Raw genomic sequence first — 21721 nt, forward strand, 5'->3', positions numbered from 1 at the left:
TGGCTGTAGGGTAACTTTGTTAGGGTATGGAAACGATTAGCTGGAAAGTAAAAGGTATGCATTGCACCAACTGTGCGCTCACGGTATCCAAATACCTTGAACAGAAAGGTATGCAGGATGTGAACGTGAATTTTGCCACAGATGATCTGAGCTTTATATTACCGGAAGGACATGCTGTGAATGAGGTGCTGACAGGCATTGGTCAGATGGGGTACCAGGTAATATTACCGGATCAGCCGGTGTCCAAAACGGCCTTTCTCAATACATTAACATTCAAATTCATCTTTTGCGCAATATTTACAGCGCCCCTGCTCCTGCATATGTGGGTACAATGGGACTGGCTGCAGAACCCGCTTGTTCAGCTGGCTTTATCTACACCGGTATACCTGCTGGGCCTGTGGCATTTTGGACGTAGTGCCTGGCGCTCACTGGTAAACAAAATGGCCAATATGGATGTGCTGATTACTCTGGGAGCTACTGCTGCCTTTGGGTACAGCCTTACAGGCACTATCCTGTACCTGGGCCATGATTATATGTTCTACGAAACAGCCGCGGCTATCATCACCCTGGTATTCCTGGGTAATCTGCTGGAAGAACGTTCTGTAAAACAAACTACTACTGCCATCACGGCACTGGCTAAGATGCAGGTAACCACTGCCCGCCTTATAGAAACTCATGGCGACCATGAACATATCCATGAAGTGGACAACCAGATCCTGAAAGCGGGAGACCGCGTACTGGTAAACACCGGGGATAAAATCCCGATGGATGGGACGATCTACTGGGGTAGCGGACATATCAATGAGGCGATGATTACAGGAGAGAGTGAGCCGGTAGCCAAAAGGGAAAAAGACAAAGCCATTGGCGGAACGATTATGGAAGATGGCAGTATCAAAATGTTCATCACCGCTACGGGAAAAGATACTGTTCTCTCTTATATTATAGAACTCGTAAAACAGGCACAGTCGCACAAACCGGCTATGCAGAAGCTGGCTGATCGTATCAGCGCCATCTTTGTACCACTGGTACTGAGTATCGCCATATTTACCTTCCTGGGCTGGTTCATTTTTGGCCATGTAACAGCAGGAGAATCCATTATGCGCAGTATTGCGGTACTGGTGATTGCCTGCCCCTGTGCGATGGGATTAGCGACTCCTGCAGCTGTAATGGTGGGGTTAGGCCGTGCTGCCCGCAATGGTATCCTGATAAAAGGGGCTAATACATTAGAAGCATTCAAAGACATTAAATACGTGGTGCTGGATAAAACAGGTACCCTTACTACCGGCAAATTAAAGCTGAGTAAGTATGATTTTAAGGGGATGACGGAGCAGGAGTTTAAATCCGTTATCTACAGCCTGGAGAAGTACTCCTCACATCCTATCGCCCGTTCCCTGACCACTATCTGGAAAGGGGAAGCTGGCGTATCCTTACAGCAGGTAAGGGAGATAAAAGGAAAGGGAATGCAGGCAAATGATAAAGAGGGGAATGAATGGCAGCTAGGCTCCTTTATCATGGCACAGCAGGCTACTCAGGATGATAGTCATAATATCTATCTCCTGAAAAACGGGCAGCTGGCAGGATGGATAGACTTTACCGATGAACTGCGCCCTGATGCAGCAGCGATGGTAATTCAGTTAAAAAAACGCGGTATTATCCCTGTTTTATTGAGCGGAGATACTGAACGCAAATGCCGGGAGATAGCTGCTTTGACAGGCATCACAGAAGTATTCGCCGGACAAACACCGGAACAGAAATTACAGAAGATAGATGCCCTGATGAAAGAAGCGCCTGTAGCAATGGTGGGAGATGGTATCAATGATGCGCCTGCACTGGCAAGGGCCAGCATAGGCATCTCTTTGAGTGATGCTACCCATGTGGCTATGCAGAGTGCCAATGTGATCCTGTTAAATAATCATTTATCTTCTTTGCCACTGGCACTTGGGCTGGGCAGGCATACCTATATGACCATCAAACAGAACCTCTTCTGGGCGTTCATTTATAATATAGTGGCTATTCCTTTTGCTGCTTTCGGGGTGTTAAGCCCTATTTCAGGAGCAGGTGTGATGGCACTGTCAGATATAGTGCTTGCAGTGAATTCTATAAGACTGAGGTACAAAAAAGTGATCTAAACTGCATCCGTTGCTTTTCACTACTTTTGCAGTTGCACTTTATTATGTCTACCCCCGCTGATATACTTCAAAAATACTGGGGCTATGCCCACTTCCGGCCATTGCAGGAAGATATTATCCAGTCCATTTTAAAGGGGCAGGATACACTCGCTTTAATGCCCACAGGCGGGGGGAAATCCGTTTGCTTCCAGGTACCGGTATTAATGAGAAAAGGAGTATGCCTGGTGGTTACACCATTAATCGCCTTAATGAAAGACCAGGTAGCCAACCTGCAGAAGCGTAACATCCCTGCTGCTGCCATCTACGCCGGTATGTACTACCAGGATGTAGAACGTCTGCTGGAAGATGCCCGCCGGGGACTTTTCAAATTCCTCTACGTATCACCGGAGCGTTTACAAAGCAAGCGCTTCCTGGAATATTGTGATGGGATGCCGCTGAACCTGATAGCCGTGGATGAAGCGCACTGTATCTCCCAATGGGGCTATGATTTCCGTCCGGCATATCTGGAAGTCGCCGCTATACGTGAATACTTCCCGGGTGTGCCCGTACTGGCATTAACCGCATCTGCCACGCCTAAAGTCCAGAAAGACATCTGCGACAGGCTGCTGATGAAAACACCACAGATCTTTACTAAAAGCTTTGCCCGTTCCAACCTTTCTTACAGCGTTATGCAGGAAGAAGAAAAACAGGTAAAACTTAAACATATACTGGAAAGGGTAACAGGCAGCGCAATCGTATACTGCCGCAGTCGTAAGAGATGCCGGGAAATTGCCGACCAGCTGGAATTACAGGGAATCTCCGCCAGTTATTACCATGCCGGTTTAACAGGAGATGACCGTAGTGCAAGGCAGGAATTATGGTTGAAGAATCATATCAGGGTGATGGTCTGTACCAATGCCTTCGGTATGGGGATAGATAAACCGGATGTAAGAGTAGTGGTCCACTACGATGCCCCGGACAGCCTGGAAGCATATTACCAGGAGGCCGGAAGGGCCGGGAGAGATGAACAGAAGGCATATGCCGTACTGCTCTATAACACAGAGGAACTGGACCATATGGTCGATAACATCGCCCTCTCATTCCCTGAACTATCTAAAATCAAGGAAGTCTTCCAGTGCCTTGTGAACTATTTACAAGTGGCGGTAGGTAGTGCGGAAGGCGTATATTTTGATTTTGATATCAACGATTTCGCCCGTCGTTTTGAGTTAAACATCACCATGACTTACAGCGCGCTGCGCATCCTGGAACAGGAAGGTGTATTACAATTAAGCGAAAGCGTATTCCTGCCTTCCATGGTAGAGTTTGTTACCAATAAAGAAACGCTCTACGCATTTGAAGATGCACAACCTGCGCTGGAACCACTGATAAAAAGATTGCTGCGCACATATGAAGGGATCTTTGACAACCCCGTTCCTGTCTACGAGAAACAACTGGCGCGCCTGTTACGTCTCACAGAAGAACAGATTGTCAAAGGACTGATACAACTGCACCAGCGTGGGATTATACACTATCGACAGCGCAAGAATGAACCGCAGCTTTGTTTTGTACAGGACCGGGTATCTGCGGATCGTTTATATGTAGATACCGCCCGTATCCGGGAACGTATGAAAACTTACAAAGAAAGACTGGATGCGCTCTTAAACTATATCAACAACAACAGCACCTGTCGTACACAGGTAATAGCTACCTACTTCGGAGAGAAGGATGCCACTGAATGTGGTGTCTGCGATATCTGTTTACAAAAGAAAGTAAAGCCGCTTAGCGGTCAGGATTTTAAACAACTCTCTACAGAATTGTTATTACAACTGCAACCAGAACCAGAAGAATGGAGCCTGCTGTATGAACGCTTATCTCATATTAAAGAAGACAAACTAAAAGAAGTCATCCAGTTTCTGATTGCCGAAGGTAAGGCTGGAAGAGATGAGGATGGGAGAGTATATGCAAAATAGAAAGAGGGAACTCCAACAGAAGTCCCCCCGTAATAATATCTATTTCTTAAACGGAACTACCTTCCCCGACTTACTACTCTCAAACGCTGTCTCAATAATCTTTATCACATTTAACCCATCTGAAGGCTGTACCGGGTTCGGCGCACCTTTCGCCAGCGCATTATAAACATCATCATAAAAATCCAGGTAGTTACCTTTAGGTGTAGGCAGATACTGCTTTATCACCTGACCATCTTTTTCTGTATGCAATAAGCCCCATTCACCAATCGCTTCCACACCCCATCCGGGAGCACCAGGCATCAATCCCTGTTGCAGCATTGTCTCCTGCATATCCGCTTTGGTCTTAATGAAAGAACCTTTACGTCCATGGAACTGATAAGAAGGCAATGGTTCTCTTACAATGTAATTACTCTTTAGTCGCACGCGTAAATTAGCATAGAACAGTAGCAGTTCAAAGTAATCATCCACTAAAGAATCTTTACGGATAATACGGATATCTGCCCATACTGATTCCGGTAAACCAAATAACATCAGCGCCTGATCCACCAGGTGAGAACCCAGGTCATACAAGGCACCAGTGCCAGGCAAAGCAGCTTCTTTATGTTTCTTATAACTCAGCTCTTCACGATAACGGTCATAGTGAATTTCAGCTTCTAAAATCTCTCCAAGATCACCACTTTGAATCACCTGTTTCACTATTTTAAAATCACCATCATAACGACGGTTATGATAAACAGTTAACAACAGGTTTTTGGAAGCAGCTAATTCAATCAGCTCCTGTCCTTCAGCGCTATTCACAGTGAAAGGTTTTTCAACAATCACATTCTTACCCGCATTTAACGCAGCTTTTGTGTAATCATAGTGCGTGTAGTTAGGCGTGTTCACAATGATGAGATCAAGTGAAGCATCCTGCAACATCTCTTCTACACTGGCATATACTTTTACATCAGGATAACGGTCCTGTGCAGTATGTTTACTTCTTTCCACTACAGCAGAAAACGAAAATCCCGGATGCACATGAATAAACGGTGCATGAAAAATACTACCGGACATGCCATAGGAGCAAATCCCTGCTTTGATAATCTTATCCATAAATAATGTATTTGAATATTAAAACCAGCTACTTTTTTTACTGCTTTTTCCACCAAGACCTAATGCACCTAACAAACTACGTGTAATCATATTTGCCGCAGTACGACCTACCTGTTTTGCAACAGGACTGCTCAGTACTTCTTCCAGCATACTCTTCTCTGGCTTACCTGCCTTAGAAGAAGGGGCAGGCGCAGCAGCGGCCGTCTTTTCCGCTGCTTCATTCAGTTTGGCATTCAGGATCTCATAAGCACTTTCGTTATCAATCTCCTGGTTATATTTCTTCACCATTTTAGATGAATTTACGATGTTATCCATTTCCTGTGCAGAAAGAATATCCATGCGTGAACGTGGAGATACCAGCATTGTTGCAGCCAGTGGCGTAGGTACACCTTTCTCATTCAAACAGGTAATCAGCGCTTCGCCGATACCTATCTGTGTAAGCAGATCATCTGTTTTATAAAAATCAGACAGGGGATAATTCTCCGCCGTCTGCTTAATAGTTTTACGATCATTCGCAGTAAATGCACGCAGCGCATGCTGTACTTTAAGACCCAGTTGTCCTAATACAGCCGGTGGCACATCCATAGGGTTCTGCGTACAGAAGAATATCCCTACTCCTTTGGAACGGATCAGTTTTATAATCGTTTCTATCTGTTGTAAAAGAGCAGTACTGGCTTCCTGGAAGATAAGATGTGCTTCATCGATAAATAATACCAGCTTAGGTTTATCTAGATCTCCTTCTTCAGGTAAAGTAGCATATAATTCGGCCAGCAGGCTTAACATGAAAGTGGAGAATAACTTGGGACGATCCTGTAAATCCGCTACACGCACAATAGAGATCATACCACGACCATCATCACTGATACGTAGCAGATCTTCCACCTGGAAAGAGGTTTCACCGAAAAAGAGATCAGCGCCCTGTTGCTCTAATCCTATCACTTTACGCAGGATAGTACCGGCAGATGTAGTAGAGATTTTACCGTACTCTTTTTCGATCTCATCTTTACCTTCGTCACTAACGAACTGTAATACTTTCTTGAAATCTTTAAGATCGAGGAGGGGGAGTTTGTTATCATCACAATACTTGAAGATCATGGATACCAGGCCTTCCTGGGTATCATTTAACTCAAGTATTTTAGAAAGAAGGATAGGGCCGAACTCACTCACTGTTGCGCGTAAACGGGCTCCTTTTTCTTTACTGAGAGAGAGTAATTCAGTAGGATAAGCGGATGGAGTCCAGCTGCCGCCTATCTTCTGATAACGTTCATCTATTTTAGCATTGGAAACACCTGCAGCGGCTATCCCGCTGAGGTCTCCTTTAATATCCATCAATAATACGGGAACACTGGCATCGCTGAGGCCTTCCGCTATTACCTGTAATGTTTTGGTTTTACCTGTACCGGTAGCGCCGGCAATCAATCCATGACGGTTTAAGGTCTTTAACGGAAGAACGATATCCGCACCACTTACAACCTCGCCATCCAACATGGCACATCCCAGTTTAAAATGCTCTCCTTTAAAAGTATAGCCGTTCTGAATACTCTCCAGGAATGCTTCTTTTGTTGCCATGATTTAATTTTTTATGAAGATAAAAAATTAAATCATAGATCTTCTTCCCGTTCCAGCATCAGGATAGCTCCCTGTGGTACAATAAAGTATTTTTCGCCCTGGTACATAACTTCTGTGGATCCGCTCACCAGGAATATGGCCAGATCCCCTTCTTTGGCCTGTAAAGGCACATACTTTACCTTTTCTTCCTCTTGTTTCCAGGATTCAGTCTCTTCGGAAGGCACGGGAATAGCATATCCCGGTCCTGCTTTGATGATATATCCCTGCTGGATCTTTTCCCTTTCCTGCAATCCGGGAGGCAGATAAAGGCCACTATCGGTACGCTCATTGGGCGTAGTGGGTTTTATCAGTACACGGTCTCCAACGACGATCAGCTTCTTCAATTTATTATCTTGTGTTAAGTGTATTGCCATGCCACAGGTAGTACAAAATGTGTGCGGCACCCCTTCATAATGCCATTATGGCACTATTATATTTCAGATAGTTTAAATAGGTCTCCTGCCCGGATGCCCTTTTCAGTCACCTGTAAGGTGCAGCACTCTACCAGCGGATCATGTTCCAGGAACAGCACATAATTATTTTCTGCCGCTTCCTGGAAAAAGCGCTTTTTCTCGCCTAAAGTAGTCAGCGGGAACATATCATAAGACATTACATATGGGAGCGGTATATGCCCTGTACTGGGCAAAAGATCCGCCATGTACAGGATGGTCCTGTCTTTATAGCGCAGCTGAGGCAGCATCATGGCATCGGTATGCCCATGTACAAAACGCACCTGGAAGTTGGGGCAGAAGGCTATATTCTCCCGCTGCTCAATGAACTTCAGCTGACCGCTTTCCTGTATGGGCAGGATATTTTCCTTTAAAAAAGAGGCCTTTTCCCGGTCATTCGGCTGGGTAGCCCATTGCCAGTGTTGCGGATTACTCCAGTAGGTGGCATTTTTAAAGGCAGGCAACAGTTTGTCTCCCTCGCGGATAATACTGCCCCCGCAATGATCAAAATGAAGATGTGTTAAGAACACATCTGTAATATCATCCCGGTGAAAACCATGTTTAGCCAGGGAGTTATCCAGGGTAGCATCCCCATGCAGGTAATAATGCCGGAAGAATTTCTCATCCTGTTTATTGCCGATGCCGTTATCCACCAGGATTAACTTATTGCCGTCTTCTATGAGCAGGCAACGCATGGCCCAGGTACACATATTGTTTTCATCTGCCGGGTTCAGTTTATGCCAGATGCTTTTGGGAACTACGCCATACATAGCCCCGCCATCTAATTTAAAAAAGCCCGTATCAATTGTGTATAGTTTCATTTTTCAGGGTTGCATTTTTTTTGAGAGCAAACAGCAGGCATATCAGTCCGAGGATGAAGAAAGCGGTCAGTGCCAGCACAGAGTTACGCATACTTCCCGTTTGTTCATGAATAAAGCCGAAAGTACTCATACCTATTACGATGGAAATCTTTTCCGTTACATCATAATAACTAAAGAAGGAAGCGGTGTCTTTTGTTTCCGGCATCAGCTTGGCGTATGTAGAACGGCTGAGAGACTGTACTCCACCCATTACAAGACCTACCCCTGCTGCCAGTACATAAAACTCGTTGGCCGTTGTTACGCTGTAACCAGCGATACAGATACCTATCCAAAGAATAATAACAGCAATCAGTACCGGTAAGTTGCCGAATTTGTCAGATAAACGCGCAATTCCCCATGCTCCAAGCACACCCACCAGTTGTATAACTACCACGGTAACAATGAGCAGCGTGGCAGAGAGGTGTAGTTCATCGCTGCCAAAAATGGTAGCTGCCATCATCACGGTCTGCACACCCATGCTATAGAAAAAGAAACCCCGCAGGTACATTTTTAACACCGGCATTTGTTTCACCTGAGCATATACTTTACGCAGCTCGGAAAAGCCTTCTGTTAATGCGCTGCCTTTATGCTGATCAACAGCAGGAACAGATGCCGGCAGGCGGAAGAACGTGATCTGTGCAAATCCTATCCACCATATACCTACTAATAAAAAGGTAATCAATACGGCCTGGCCATCACTGATACCAAATGGTTTTACAACCACCAGTGCAAAGCCGATCAGCTGCATTAACACACTTCCTATATAACCAAGAGAGAAACCCCTGGCACTCACGCGGTCGCGGTCTTCAAGGGTTGCTATTTCCGGGAGATAAGAGTTATAGAATACTAGTCCTCCGCAATATCCCAGCGTAGCGAGGATAAAAAAGATCACCCCGAACTCTACGTTAGCACCATTAAAAAAATACAGGGCGCTACAGCTGATCCCACCCAGCCACGTGAACATCATCAGGTATCTTTTCTTATTTCCTCTTGTATCTGCAATAGAAGATAAGATAGGAGAGAAGATAGCAGCAACAAGGAACGCAGCAGCCATGGCATAGTCGTACAATGCCGAGCTTACAAAGAATTTTCCGAAGAAGGGAATGCGTTCGCTGTTGAAATGAGCTTTGGTAGAACTGAGGAAATAAATAGGGAAAAAAGTGGTGGTGATAACAAGGTTGTATACTGAGTTAGCCCAGTCATACATAGCCCAACCATTAATTACTTTTTTACTGGCAGTTTGCATATGCATCTTTAATTGGGGATGAATATACTATACATTTTTATAATCCTGAATACTGATATGGTTGGGACACATGAAATACTCCTGTTCATCATTAGAGCTGACGATCACCATGCGGTTACCGCAATATTCGGTAATCAGCTGCTGATAAAGGGCGGTACCGGCAGAATCGAGGTTGGTGCAGGGTTCATCCAGTAATAGTACAGGCACATCGGAGAAGATGGCCAGGGCCAGTTTAAGACGTTGTTTCATACCGGAAGAGAAATACCGGATCTGCTTATGCATGGACTTTTCCAGTCCTACAAGGGCCACCGCATCTTTCGGTTTTACCGCAGGTATGAATTGTTTAAACTGTAAATGAAATTGGAGGGCTTCTGAGAGTGTAAACTCCTCTACCAGTTCAAGATAGGGAGCAGCAATGGCACAATGTCTAAAAAACTGATCGGGAGGGATCAGTCTTTTAGACATTGTACTATATAAAACGGTGCCTTCATTGTGATGAATATGACCGCTTATTACTTGTAGAAGGGTAGATTTTCCCGAACCATTGGGGCCAAGTATAGCGTAGCGTTCGCCCTCATTGAAGGTGGCGGTTACACGACGGAAGATCCAGTCGTAGTTGAAACGTTTACCTGCCTGTTCAAGAGTTATCTTCATTCGTCATTTGATAGAGAGGTATATCCTCTCATGATGCCACGTCCTGATTCACGGATGAAGGACAATATTTCATCCCTTTCATCTGTGGCAGGATATTCCGCTTCAATAATGCTGATCGCTTTAGACAGCTTATATCCTTTTACAAAGATCACACGGTAGAGGTCCAGTATATGGTTGATTTTCTCCAGGGAGAAACCTCTTCTTTTCAGACCTACGGAATTCACGCCTACATAAGACAATGGTTCACGTGCGGCCTTTACATAAGGAGGAACGTCTTTCCTTACCAGGGAGCCACCTGTAACAAAGGCATGAGCGCCTATCTTACAGAACTGTTGTACGGCCACCATTCCTGCCAGTACTACGTGGTCGCCCACGGTAATATGACCTGCCAGTGTGGTATTGTTGGAAAATACGCAGTAGTTACCTACTTCACAATCGTGTGCAATGTGGCTGTAAGCCATGATCAGGCAGTTATCGCCGATCACTGTTTTTTGTTTGTCTTTCGTACCTCTGTTTACGGTTACATACTCTCTGATAGTCGTGTTATCGCCTATGATGGTAAGAGTATCTTCTCCTGCAAACTTAAGATCCTGTGGAATAGCAGATATTACAGAGCCTGGAAATATGCGGCAATTTTTACCTATCCGGGCACCATCCATGATGGTTACATTGGAACCAATCCAGGTGCCATCTCCGATCTCAACGTTTTTGTGAATTACAGTAAAAGGATCGATTTTTACATTGGGCGCCACTTTGGCGTCAGGGTGAATGTAAGTTAGCGGATGGATCATTGCTATTGTTTAGCTTCTCTTGTTTTAATGATTTGAGCTGTCAGGTCTCCTTCTGTAACTACCTTGTTTCCTACAAATACAGTTCCGCGCATTTCTACTATTCCTCTCCGTATAGGGTTCAGCAATTCCATCTTCAGGATCATAGTATCTCCCGGGAAAACTTTTTGCTTGAACTTACAATTGTCAATCTTTATGAAGTAGGTGTCATAATTTTCCGGGTCAGGTACCGTATTCAATGCCAGGATACCACCGCATTGTGCGAGGGCTTCTACCTGTAAAACACCAGGCATTACCGGATTGTTGGGGAAGTGACCCTGAAAAAATCCTTCGTTGAAGGTTACGTTCTTAATACCGATTACTGTGCTCTCATTCAGATCAATGATCTTATCTACCAGCAGCATGGGGAAGCGGTGAGGCAGGGTCCTTTCAATACGTGGCAGATCAAAGATCGGCGGTTTGTTAGGATCGTATACAGGCACATCTTTGATATGCTTGTTCTTTTTGATGTATTGCTTGATCTTACGGGCAAACTCCACATTGGAAGCATGTCCCGGACGGTTGGCAATGATATGCGCCTTAATAGGGTAGCCTACCAGTGCCAGGTCTCCGATAACGTCCAGCAGTTTGTGACGGGCTGGTTCATTAGGGAAACGCAGCTGGATATTATTGAGGATCCCTTCACGCTGTTCAACGCTGATATGTTCGCGTTCGAATACTTTCGCCAGGCGTTTCAGCTCTTCTTCACTTACCGGTTTATCCACGATCACGATGGCGTTGTTGATGTCACCACCTTTGATCAGGTTATTGGAGATCAGGTATTCCAGCTCATGCAGGAATACGAAAGTGCGGCAGGAAGCCACTTCCTTTTTGAAATCCTGTATACTGTTCAGGTTCGCATGCTGCGTACCCAGAACAGGAGAATTAAAATCTATCAGAGTAGTAATGCGGTAATCAATAGCAGGTAATGCTACCATTTCCACATTCTTCTTATCATCATAGAAACTGATATTCGTATCTATGGAGTAATATACTTTCTTGGCGTCCTGCATAGCCACACCTACTTCGTCGAGGATTTCAACAAAAGGCTGTGAACTACCATCCATGATAGGGATTTCGGGGCCATCGATCTCGATCAGTACGTTGTCTACGCCGGTACCTACGAGGGCAGCCATAACGTGTTCAATAGTACTTACACGGGCGCCATTGTGTTCGAGGGTAGTACCACGGGCGGTATCTACTACGTAATCCACATCGGCTTTCACTGTGGGCTGGTCCGGCAGATCTATACGCTGAAACTTAATACCGGAACCGGGAGGAGCCGGCTTAAGGGTCATGTTTACATGGGCTCCCGTGTGCAAGCCGACACCCGATATAGTGACAGGGGCTTTTATCGTATGTTGACTTGGCGACTGTTGATTCTCCATATTTTTATATAACTGTTTATCCTACAAAATCCTTTCAAACACCTTCCCGCACGGAAAGCAGCTGTTTTACCATGTCTTCCAGTTCCTTCACTCGTTTTTCGAGATCGGGCAAATTTCTAAAAATTGCCTGACTTTTCAACGAACTTTTGTAATCAAATGCGGGTGAACCCATTAAAGAGGTATTTGGGTCCGGAACAGATTTGGATAAACCGCTCTGTGCATTAATCTTCGTACCGTCTGCCAGATGGATATGGCCTACAAGACCAACCTGACCGCCAATCACACAATTCTTACCGATTTTAGTACTGCCGGATACACCGGTCTGTGCTGCAATAACGGTATTGGTATCTACATCTACGTTGTGTGCCACCTGGATCAGGTTATCCAGTTTAACACCCTGACGGATAATGGTAGAACCCATTGTAGCCCGGTCTATGGTGGTATTGGCACCTATCTCAACATCATCATGAATAATTACATTACCGATCTGGGGTACTTTTTTATAAGTACCGTCCGGCTGAGGCGCAAAACCAAAGCCATCACCACCAATCACACAGCCTGCATGCAGGATCACACGTTTGCCCAGTACACAGTTATCATACACCTTTACACCAGGGAACAATGTACTGTCATCATTTACAGTCACATTATCGCCCAGGTATACCCCAGGGTATATCTTAACATTATTACCCAGCACCACATTTTCTCCCAGGTATGCAAAAGCGCCAATGAAGACGTTCTGGCCTGTTTTCACAGTGGCAGGAATATGAGATGGTTGTTGTATACCGCTTTTGTTACTGGTCATCTGCTTGTATGTCTCAAGCAGCAGAGCAAAACTGCTGTAGGCATCCTTCACCCTTATCAGGGTTGATTTTATCGGCCGTTCAATTACCAGACTCTCATTTACTATCAGAATGGAAGCATTGGTGGTATATATGAACTCTTCATATTTAGGATTAGCAATGAAGCTGAGCATCCCTTCACCGGCCTCTTCAATCTTGGCGATGTTGCTCACTTTTACCTCCGGGTTGCCTTCCAGCTTACCATCCAGCATGGTAGCCAATTGTAATGCGCTAAACTGCATAGTTATTAATTAATATAGTTACCTAAGCCTTTGTCTTTAACGGCGCTTAGATTTTAGGATGACAAATGTAGAATTTTTTTACGGGTATAGCCAGTGTATGGCTTACCAGCGCATTCTCGATAGAGGAAATGTCTTTCACAGTTCCATCTTTAAAAAGAATATTGATCTTTTCCGTATTCATGTTATATGCGCTCAGACTGGCTGTGCCCGTAAAAACGAAATAATCCAGGTCCTTTCCGGTGATGCCATATTCTTCTTCCACACGTTGTTTAAATCTTTGAATCTTTGTTGCATCGAAGCCCTCATCACTGAGGGTGCATTTCAATAAATGCCTGTTTATAAGCCAGTTGCAAAGCAAAGACAACACTTTATCCTCGTGTTGTACCCAAACCTTGATAGCGCTCATGATATCGTAGTCATCCAGCAGGCAGAACTTCTGTAAACAGGTAGGCTCTTCTTCAAAGTTGGCCGCAGTGATCGTATTATATAAAAAATACTGCAGGGCAGGAGAGGCAAAAAGGGAGACGCCCTTTGAGGCCAGTTCTTTCGCTCTGCGCAGGATATTCACCAGCATATTTTCCGCACTCAGTACGGTTTTATGAAGGTATACCTGCCAATACATCAAACGCCGTGCGACAATGAATTTTTCTATAGAATAAATACCTTTTTCTTCCACCATCAGCTCGCCGTTATGCACGGTGAGCATCTTTATAATACGGTCGTAGCCTATCACTCCTTCCGAAACCCCGGTATAAAAACTATCTCTGTTCAGGTAATCCATCCTGTCCACATCCAGCTGGCTTGAAACGAGCTGATGCAAAAAGGTTTTATGATAACGCCCGTTAAAGATATCTATTGTTAAACTAAGGGCTCCGCCCATCTCCTTATTCAGCTCTTCCATCAGCCATTGGCTGATCTTTTCATGGGATACTCCCTCTATAATCCCATTTTCCAGGGCATGAGAATATGGCCCATGGCCAATATCGTGCAGGAGAATGGCCATTCTTGCCGCTATATCTTCCTCTTCCGTAATCTCTACCCCCTTACTTTTTAATTCTGCCAGGGCACAGCTCATCAGATGATAAGCGCCCATACTATGGTGAAAACGGGTGTGCATGGCGCCGGGATATACCAGATGAGCTAATGCCATTTGATGAATCCTGCGTAAACGCTGGTAGTAGGGGTGAGAAATAAGGGTAAAGATCAGTGGATGGTCTATCGTAATAAAGCCATATACCGGATCATTTACAATTTTGCGCTTGCGTTCTGCCATTTACCGTTCTCCTTTAGCTTAGACAAAGCTACGTTAAGGAATTATTATCTGTAACTTTTTCTAATGTATAGACGATGGAGGATGAAACTTCCCCTATATACCTTCTCATTTTTAACGTTTTTGTAATTTTATGATTAAAAATACTAATATTTGAATATTATAAAAGAAACCAGGTGCTTTTTAACAATTAATTGTGTCTCAATTGGCTATGGGGAACAGTTTTTGACAAAATAGAATGTTAACTTGAGCTGATTGAGCTGAAAATTTACCATATCAAAATAATAAAGTTGCATGAGTCAGATAAATATACTCTGGGTAGATGATGAAATAGAGTCTTTGAAATCACAGATCATGTTCCTTGAAAATAAGGGATATAAAGTGTCTGCGCTGACCAATGGCTATGATGCACTTGAATTTCTGAAGGAGAAGTCGATAGTTGTAGATGTAGTACTGCTGGATGAGTCTATGCCGGGGATAACCGGACTGGAAACACTGGCCAAGATCAAAGAGATTGATCAGCAGATCCCTGTGGTGATGATCACAAAAAATGAAGCGGAGAACGTGATGGATGAGGCGATAGGCTCTCAGATCACCGATTATCTTATAAAACCGGTAAACCCTAATCAGGTATTATTATCCCTGAAAAGGATCATCGATAACAAACGCCTGGTAGCAGAAAAGACAACTACCGCTTATCAGCAGGAGTTCCGCTCCCTGTTCATGGCCCTTAGCTCCAATCCGGACCATAATGAATGGATGGACATCTATAAAAAGCTGGTTTATTGGGAGATGGAGATGGCCAAGACGAACAGTCCTGAAATGCTGGAAGTCCTGAATATGCAGAAGGCAGAGGCTAATACCGAGTTCGCCAAATACATAGGCCGTAACTATGCCAGCTGGGTAGGTCCCAAAAGCAAAGACGCACCGGTGATGTCTCATACCCTCTTCCAGGAGAAGGTGGTGCCTAACCTGGACCCGGACGTTCCCAATTTCTTTATTATCATAGATAATCTGCGCCTGGACCAGTGGAAGGCTATCATGCCTATCTTCCTGGAATCCTTCAGGCTGGTAAATGAAGATACTTTCTACAGCATATTACCTACTTCTACTCAGTACAGCCGTAATGCCATCTTTGCAGGCATGCTGCCGATAGATATAGAACATGACTTCCCCGAAGAATGGAAGAATGATGATGAAGAGGGAGGGAAGAACCTGCATGAGGAAGCATTCTTTGCTGATCAGCTGTACCGGCTTAAAATGGATACCCGCTTTTCGTATACAAAAGTGACTACCCATAATGACGGTCAGCACCTGGTGAACAATATTCATAACCTGATGGCTTATCCGATCAATGTGATCGTGTATAATTTCGTGGATATGCTGAGTCATGCCCGTACCGAAATGGAAGTACTGAAAGAACTGGCAGGAGATGAAGCCTCTTACCGTTCTATCACCGCCAGCTGGTTCGAACACTCTCCTTTACACCAGGCATTAAAACGTATTGCAGATAAGAAGATCAATATAGTGCTGGCTACCGATCACGGCAATGTACGTGTGAAAACACCCGTAAAGGTGATAGGGGATAAGCAGACAACTACCAACCTGCGTTACAAACATGGCCGTAATCTGAATTACGAAGCCAAGGATGTAGTGGCTTTCCGCGATCCCCGTGAGGCAGGGTTACCCCGGCCAAACGTAAACTCCTCTTACATCTTTGCCAAGGAAGACGGATATCTCTGTTATCCGAATAACTACAACTACTTTGCTAATTTCTACCGGAATACCTTCCAGCATGGTGGTATTTCCCTGGAAGAAGTGATAGTACCTGTAGCAAGGATGGTGAGCAAGTAAGTACTATTGAAGAGTAAGTAGTATTTTTGCCGAATGAACTTTAAAGTCACACCCAATAACCTGACACGTCTGGAAAAGATTTTCAGCGAAATCAAGTATGAATTGCGTTTTGAAAAAGGCACATTCAACTCTGGCTATTGTGTTCTGGAACACAAGAAAGTGGTGGTGATCAATAAATTCCTGAATTTAGAAGGACGTATCAACAGCCTGCTGGATATCTTATCTACTATGCAACTGGATGATACGCTGCTGACACCGGAATCGCTGAAGTTATACAAGCAGATAGTGGAAAACAGGAATGCGTTGCAGGCCGCTGAGGCAGCAGAAGAAGTGGCAGAGGCTGAAGCCGCGAAAACCGCTGAAGCTGCGGCTGCCGAAAAGGCATCTGCTGAAGTAACAACAGCTGAAGCAGCACAACCATCCACGGAAGCAGAAAAATCTCCTTCAGATAATATATCTGAAGAGGAAAACCCTTCACCAGCACAACCATCAGAGAATTGAAAATAACTTTTCTAGGAACAGGTACTTCTCAGGGTGTACCGGTAATTGCCTGTGGTTGCAGGGTTTGTACTTCTGCGAATAAGAAGGATAATCGTCTGCGCAGCAGTATCATGGTTAGCGGAACAGGTGCCGGAAACATTGTGGTAGATACTACTCCCGATTTCCGTTACCAGATGCTGAGAGCAAATGTCAAACACCTGGAAGCAGTACTGATCACCCATTCTCATAAAGACCATATCGCTGGTATGGACGATATCCGTGCATTCAATTATTTCCAGCAGCGACATATAGATATATACGCCAGTGAATTCTCTCAGGAAATAATCATGCGGGAGTTTGCCTATGCATTTGCAGAACATAAATACCCGGGTATTCCGGAAATAAACCTTAAAACAATTGATAGTGATCCCTTTGATGTAAATGGGTTTACCGTCATGCCTGTAATGGTGATGCACCATAAGATGCCTGTACTGGGCTTCCGTTTTGGTGATTTCACCTATATCACGGATGCCAATTTCATCTCCGAAGAGGAAAAGGATAAGATCCGTGGCTCTAAAGTACTGGTGCTGAATGCCCTGCGCATGGAAAAGCATATCTCCCATTTCACATTAGGAGAAGCTATTGCCCTTGCACAGGAACTGAACATTCCCCAGGTATACTTTACCCATATTAGTCACCAGCTTGGATTACACGACGAAGTAATGGCAGAACTGCCACCCGGAATGGCCCTGGCCTACGACGGACTGGAAGTAGAGCTGCCATAACCACCATAATTCTTTAACTGCTTATTAACCCTATCTTTTTTATTTATGCCATAATTTGCCGCACTTTAACTGTTAACCCATGAAGCAGTCGTTATGGAAGGAATACTTCAACTTTTCCAAACAGGAAAGAACCGGTATTACAGTATTACTGGTATTAATCAGTATTTGCGTTTCCACGCCTGCTGCGTGGGAATATTTTTATCCACCAATAACTGAAGGAGAGATCATTGCAGATAAAGGATGGATAAGACCGGAAGAAACTGACCGTAAACAGTTTAAACAAAAGGAACGCATACACGGTGCAGCCTGGAAGAAAGATACGGTCTGGAAGAGAACAGTTTGGAAAAAAGACACAATTTATAAGAAACTAACCATCAGTATCAACAGTGCAGATTCTGCCACCTGGACTTCTTTACCGGGAATAGGTCCGGTCCTGGCCAGCCGTATTATCCGCTTCAGAAACAAACTTGGCGGCTTTTACAGCATCAGTCAGATAAGAGAAACATACGGTTTACCTGATTCCACATTTGTGAAAATTCAACCATATCTGCAATTGGATACAGTTTCACTAAAAAATCTGGATATCAACCAGCTGGATGAGAAATCTTTGGCCCAACACCCGTACATACACTATAAAATGGCACGGTTAATAGTGTTGTATCGCAATAACAACGGGCCTTTCAGGCATGCTGACGAGCTTCTTGGGATACCATTGGTAGATGACAGTATTTATCGTAAACTTGAACCTTACATCAAAACAATAAAATAGACCCCCGTTATGAATTTTGAGCCTACAGAAATGCAGAAACAGATCACACAGGTGATCCGTGACTTTGGAAAAACGCATATTCAACCACATGTACTGGAATGGGATGAAACTCAGACCTTTCCACTACAACTATTCAAACAACTTGGAGAACTGGGCTTAATGGGAGTACTTGTACCAGAACAATACGGTGGCAGCGGACTGGGATATCTGGAATACGTAACAGTCATCAGCGAAATCTCTAAAATCTGCGGAGCTATCGGCTTAAGTGTTGCCGCACATAACTCTTTGTGTACCGGGCATATACTGCAATTCGGAACAGACGAACAAAAACAGAAATACCTGCCTAAACTCGCCACTGCAGAATGGATAGGTGCCTGGGGACTGACAGAACCCAACACCGGTTCTGATGCTATGAACATGAAATGTGTGGCACAGCAGGATGGTGATGAATGGGTACTCAACGGTACAAAATGCTGGATTACCCATGGTAAAAGCGGAGACCTGGCAGTAGTCATTGCCCGTACAGGAGATGTACGTGACAGTCATGGTATGACAGCCTTCGTTGTAGAGAGAGGTACTCCCGGTTTCAGTGGTGGTAAAAAAGAAAACAAACTGGGGATGAGAGCATCTGAAACAGCAGAGATGATCTTCGACAATTGCCGTATCCCGGCAGGTAATATGCTGGGCCACACCGGAGAAGGTTTTATTCAGTCTATGAAAGTACTGGATGGTGGCAGGATCTCTATTGCAGCCTTATCCCTTGGTATCGCCAAAGGAGCATATGAAGCCGCCCTGAAATACTCCCAGGAACGCTATCAGTTCGATCAGCCGATTTCCAACTTCCAGGGTATCTCCTTTAAGCTGGCAGATATGGCAACAGAAATCGCGGCAGCAGAGTTGTTAACCATGCAGGCAGCAGCAGGCAAAACGCTGGGACAAAAAGTTACACAGCATGCTGCGATGGCCAAATATTACGCCTCTGAAGTGGCAGTACGTGCCGCTAATGAAGCTGTACAGATCTTTGGCGGTTATGGCTACACGAAAGACTTCCCCGTAGAAAAATTCTACAGAGATGCAAAACTCTGTACTATCGGAGAAGGCACATCAGAAATACAGAAACTGGTGATAGCAAGAGAAGCACTGAAATAGCATTTAGCTCCGTGCTTGTCACAAATTGTGAGCTCCGTTAGGAGCTCCGTGTTTGTAGCAATAAGACATACAACAAACCCAGACTCCGTAGGAGTCCCCTATTTATCGCAAATAGGGGACTCCTACGGAGTCTGGGTTTGTTGTATGTCTTATTGCTACAAACACGGGGCTCCTACGGAGCCTGATTAATAACTATCCAATAATGGAGCCCCAAATAATATAGCATCTTATAACATTTAGATAATTCTGCTTTTCTTACCTTTCAGTACTAAAAACTATGTCATGAGTTTTGAAGATCAACTACATCATATGTTCCCCTCAGCAGATGCCATTCCGGCTCAATACCAACTGCCTGCAGAAGTTCACCAGAGAGAATACCTGACCGGTGGAGAAATGAAACCCTGGAACGGAGACGTACATACTGTTCTCTCTCCAATATGCATTCAAACACCTGAAGGACTAAAAAGAAAAGTAATCGGTTCTTACCCGTTATGCGGACCAGAAGAAGCTATGACCGCCTTGGACGCCGCTGTATTAGCATATAATGACGGTCGGGGTGAATGGCCTACTATGCCCATCGCAGAAAGGATCGCCTGCATGGATAAGTTCACTGGTAAGATGATCGAGAAGAAAGACGAGATCGTAAAGCTGATCATGTGGGAAATAGGAAAATCCTATGGAGATTCTGTAAAAGAATTCGACAGGACGATAGAATACATCAACAGCACAATAGATTCGCTCAAAGATCTGGACCGCAACTCCAGCCGTTTTGAAATAGAACAGGGGATCATAGGACAGATCAGAAGATCTCCACTGGGGGTAGTCCTCTGTATGGGGCCATTCAACTATCCGCTGAATGAAACGTTCACCACATTGATCCCGGCTCTGATCATGGGGAACACGATCCTGTTCAAACCACCAAAGCACGGTACTTTATTACACTACCCACTGCTGGAAGCTTTCCGTACCTGTTTCCCCAAAGGAGTAGTAAACACGATCTACGGACGTGGTAACGTGATCATTGCCCCGCTGATGGAATCCGGTAAAATCAATGTATTAACACTGATAGGCAGCAGTAAAGTAGCCAACCAGCTCAAAAAACTGCATCCGAAAGTAAACAGGCTCCGTGCTATCCTCGGACTCGATGCCAAGAATGCCGCTATTATCACCGATAAGGCCGATTTAGACCTCGCAGTGAAGGAATGTGTGCTGGGATCATTATCGTTCAATGGACAGCGTTGTACGGCCATTAAAATCATTTTTGTACATAAAAAGGTAGCAGATGCTTTCCTGGAAAAATTAAGCGCCGCTATCGGAAAGCTGAAACTGGGTATGCCCTGGGAAAAAGACGTATTCCTTACGCCATTGCCGGAACCTCAGAAACCTGTGTACCTGAAAGAATGTATAGATGATGCAATTGCTAACGGTGCAAAGGTGATGAATGAAAACGGCGGGCTGATTTACGAATCTTTAGTATATCCGGCAGTGTTATACCCGGTAAACAATAAGATGAAGTTATATCGTGAAGAACAATTCGGTCCTGTAATCCCCGTACTGCCTTTCGATGATATCGAAACTCCGATAGAATACCTGATCCATTCAGATCATGGACAGCAGGTAAGCCTGTTCTCCAATGATGCAGATGAACTTGCATCACTGATAGATCCACTTGTAAATCAGGTAAGCAGAGTGAATATCAATAGTCAGTGTCAGAGAGGACCAGATATTTTTCCATTTACCGGTCGTAAAGATTCTGCAGAAGGAACATTAAGTGTGCCGGATGCACTGAGAGCATTTTCCATTCGTACAATGGTGGCAGTAAAACAAACAGAAGAGAATAAAAAGCTCCTTAATCAGATCATCAGCGACCAGACTTCGAACTTTTTGTCAACAAAATATATATTTTAAGCAATATCGTATTAGCCGAATAAAGAGTGTTACGATATTATTAACTAATTATTTAGCCATAAATTAATTTATTAATATATGGTTGCCGTTCATATTATTTTACAAAAAAGTGAGTATTAACCCTTTAGTGTGATGGAATATTGAACTAAGAACGTTAAATTTGGGTTAATTCATCACTCTTTACCATTTATCAACCTTCAACACAGACAGACACTCGAAA

Annotated in this window: 18 protein-coding genes; 8 read left to right on the plus strand and 10 right to left on the minus strand. The window is 44.4% G+C overall.

Features of this window, described 5'->3' with window-relative positions; genetic code table 11:
* Positions 1-26 precede the first annotated feature (26 nt).
* Entirely contained in the window at positions 27-2129 is a 2103-nt protein-coding gene (locus BMW86_RS12960; protein ID WP_089782179.1) for a heavy metal translocating P-type ATPase, read from the plus strand.
* A 44-nt stretch (positions 2130-2173) separates the two neighbouring features.
* Positions 2174-4078 carry a RecQ family ATP-dependent DNA helicase gene (locus BMW86_RS12965; protein WP_089782180.1) on the plus strand — a complete coding sequence of 635 codons (1905 nt, stop codon included), beginning with the start codon at positions 2174-2176 and terminating at the stop codon, positions 4076-4078.
* A 39-nt stretch (positions 4079-4117) separates the two neighbouring features.
* On the opposite strand, the gene BMW86_RS12970 is transcribed toward BMW86_RS12965, so the two are convergent.
* Genes BMW86_RS12970 through BMW86_RS13015 form a run of 10 tightly spaced genes read right to left on the minus strand, consistent with a single transcriptional unit; the run spans position 4118 to position 14559 of the window.
* Complete coding sequence (locus tag BMW86_RS12970) at positions 4118-5170, minus strand: Gfo/Idh/MocA family oxidoreductase (protein WP_089782181.1); 1053 nt, start codon at positions 5168-5170, stop codon at positions 4118-4120.
* 18 nt (positions 5171-5188) lie between these two features.
* The gene (locus BMW86_RS12975) at positions 5189-6739 is read right to left on the minus strand and encodes a helicase HerA-like domain-containing protein (RefSeq protein ID WP_089782182.1); all 1551 of its coding nucleotides are present in this window, start codon (positions 6737-6739) and stop codon (positions 5189-5191) included.
* A 32-nt stretch (positions 6740-6771) separates the two neighbouring features.
* Entirely contained in the window at positions 6772-7152 is a 381-nt protein-coding gene (locus tag BMW86_RS12980; protein ID WP_157302415.1) for a co-chaperone GroES, read from the minus strand.
* A 56-nt stretch (positions 7153-7208) separates the two neighbouring features.
* The gene (locus tag BMW86_RS12985; RefSeq protein WP_089782183.1) at positions 7209-8048 is read right to left on the minus strand and encodes an MBL fold metallo-hydrolase; all 840 of its coding nucleotides are present in this window, start codon (positions 8046-8048) and stop codon (positions 7209-7211) included.
* Positions 8029-9333, minus strand: coding sequence for an MFS transporter (locus tag BMW86_RS12990; protein ID WP_089783667.1), 1305 nt, complete (start codon positions 9331-9333; stop codon positions 8029-8031). The genes BMW86_RS12985 and BMW86_RS12990 overlap by 20 nt, the downstream gene beginning before the upstream one ends.
* A 27-nt stretch (positions 9334-9360) precedes the next feature.
* A complete protein-coding gene (locus BMW86_RS12995; RefSeq protein ID WP_089782184.1) occupies positions 9361-9987 on the minus strand; it encodes an ABC transporter ATP-binding protein in 627 nt (208 codons plus the stop codon).
* Positions 9984-10778 (minus strand): acyl-ACP--UDP-N-acetylglucosamine O-acyltransferase, encoded by a 795-nt coding sequence (lpxA, locus tag BMW86_RS13000; protein ID WP_089782185.1) that lies wholly within the window; start codon positions 10776-10778, stop codon positions 9984-9986. The genes BMW86_RS12995 and lpxA overlap by 4 nt, the downstream gene beginning before the upstream one ends.
* Positions 10779-10780: 2 nt before the next feature.
* Positions 10781-12202: a bifunctional UDP-3-O-[3-hydroxymyristoyl] N-acetylglucosamine deacetylase/3-hydroxyacyl-ACP dehydratase gene (locus BMW86_RS13005; RefSeq protein WP_089782186.1), complete on the minus strand. Its 1422-nt coding sequence runs from the start codon at positions 12200-12202 to the stop codon at positions 10781-10783.
* A gap of 34 nt (positions 12203-12236) precedes the next feature.
* Complete coding sequence (gene lpxD / locus BMW86_RS13010; protein ID WP_089782187.1) at positions 12237-13286, minus strand: UDP-3-O-(3-hydroxymyristoyl)glucosamine N-acyltransferase; 1050 nt, start codon at positions 13284-13286, stop codon at positions 12237-12239.
* Between the two features lie 46 nt (positions 13287-13332).
* Positions 13333-14559, minus strand: coding sequence for an HD domain-containing protein (locus BMW86_RS13015; RefSeq protein WP_089782188.1), 1227 nt, complete (start codon positions 14557-14559; stop codon positions 13333-13335).
* 291 nt (positions 14560-14850) lie between these two features.
* On the opposite strand from BMW86_RS13015, the gene BMW86_RS13020 reads away from it, so the two are divergent.
* The 6 genes from BMW86_RS13020 (at position 14851) to BMW86_RS13045 (ending at position 21501) form a co-directional block, all read left to right on the plus strand.
* Complete coding sequence (locus BMW86_RS13020; protein ID WP_089782189.1) at positions 14851-16410, plus strand: T9SS response regulator signal transducer PorX; 1560 nt, start codon at positions 14851-14853, stop codon at positions 16408-16410.
* 33 nt (positions 16411-16443) lie between these two features.
* Positions 16444-16911, plus strand: coding sequence for a hypothetical protein (locus BMW86_RS33165; RefSeq protein WP_255372914.1), 468 nt, complete (start codon positions 16444-16446; stop codon positions 16909-16911).
* Entirely contained in the window at positions 16908-17675 is a 768-nt protein-coding gene (locus BMW86_RS13030) for an MBL fold metallo-hydrolase (protein ID WP_089782190.1), read from the plus strand. The genes BMW86_RS33165 and BMW86_RS13030 overlap by 4 nt, the downstream gene beginning before the upstream one ends.
* Before the next feature lie 79 nt (positions 17676-17754).
* A complete protein-coding gene (locus BMW86_RS13035) occupies positions 17755-18444 on the plus strand; it encodes a ComEA family DNA-binding protein (protein WP_089782191.1) in 690 nt (229 codons plus the stop codon).
* Between the two features lie 9 nt (positions 18445-18453).
* On the plus strand, positions 18454-19593 hold the full coding sequence (locus BMW86_RS13040; RefSeq protein WP_089782192.1) for an acyl-CoA dehydrogenase family protein: 1140 nt from the start codon (positions 18454-18456) through the stop codon (positions 19591-19593).
* Positions 19594-19875: 282 nt separating this feature from the next.
* A complete protein-coding gene (locus tag BMW86_RS13045) occupies positions 19876-21501 on the plus strand; it encodes an NADP-dependent glyceraldehyde-3-phosphate dehydrogenase (protein ID WP_089782193.1) in 1626 nt (541 codons plus the stop codon).
* Positions 21502-21721: the final 220 nt, after the last annotated feature.

It is taken from the genome of Chitinophaga sp. YR573 (assembly GCF_900110995.1).
In the GTDB taxonomy this organism is placed as follows: domain Bacteria; phylum Bacteroidota; class Bacteroidia; order Chitinophagales; family Chitinophagaceae; genus Chitinophaga.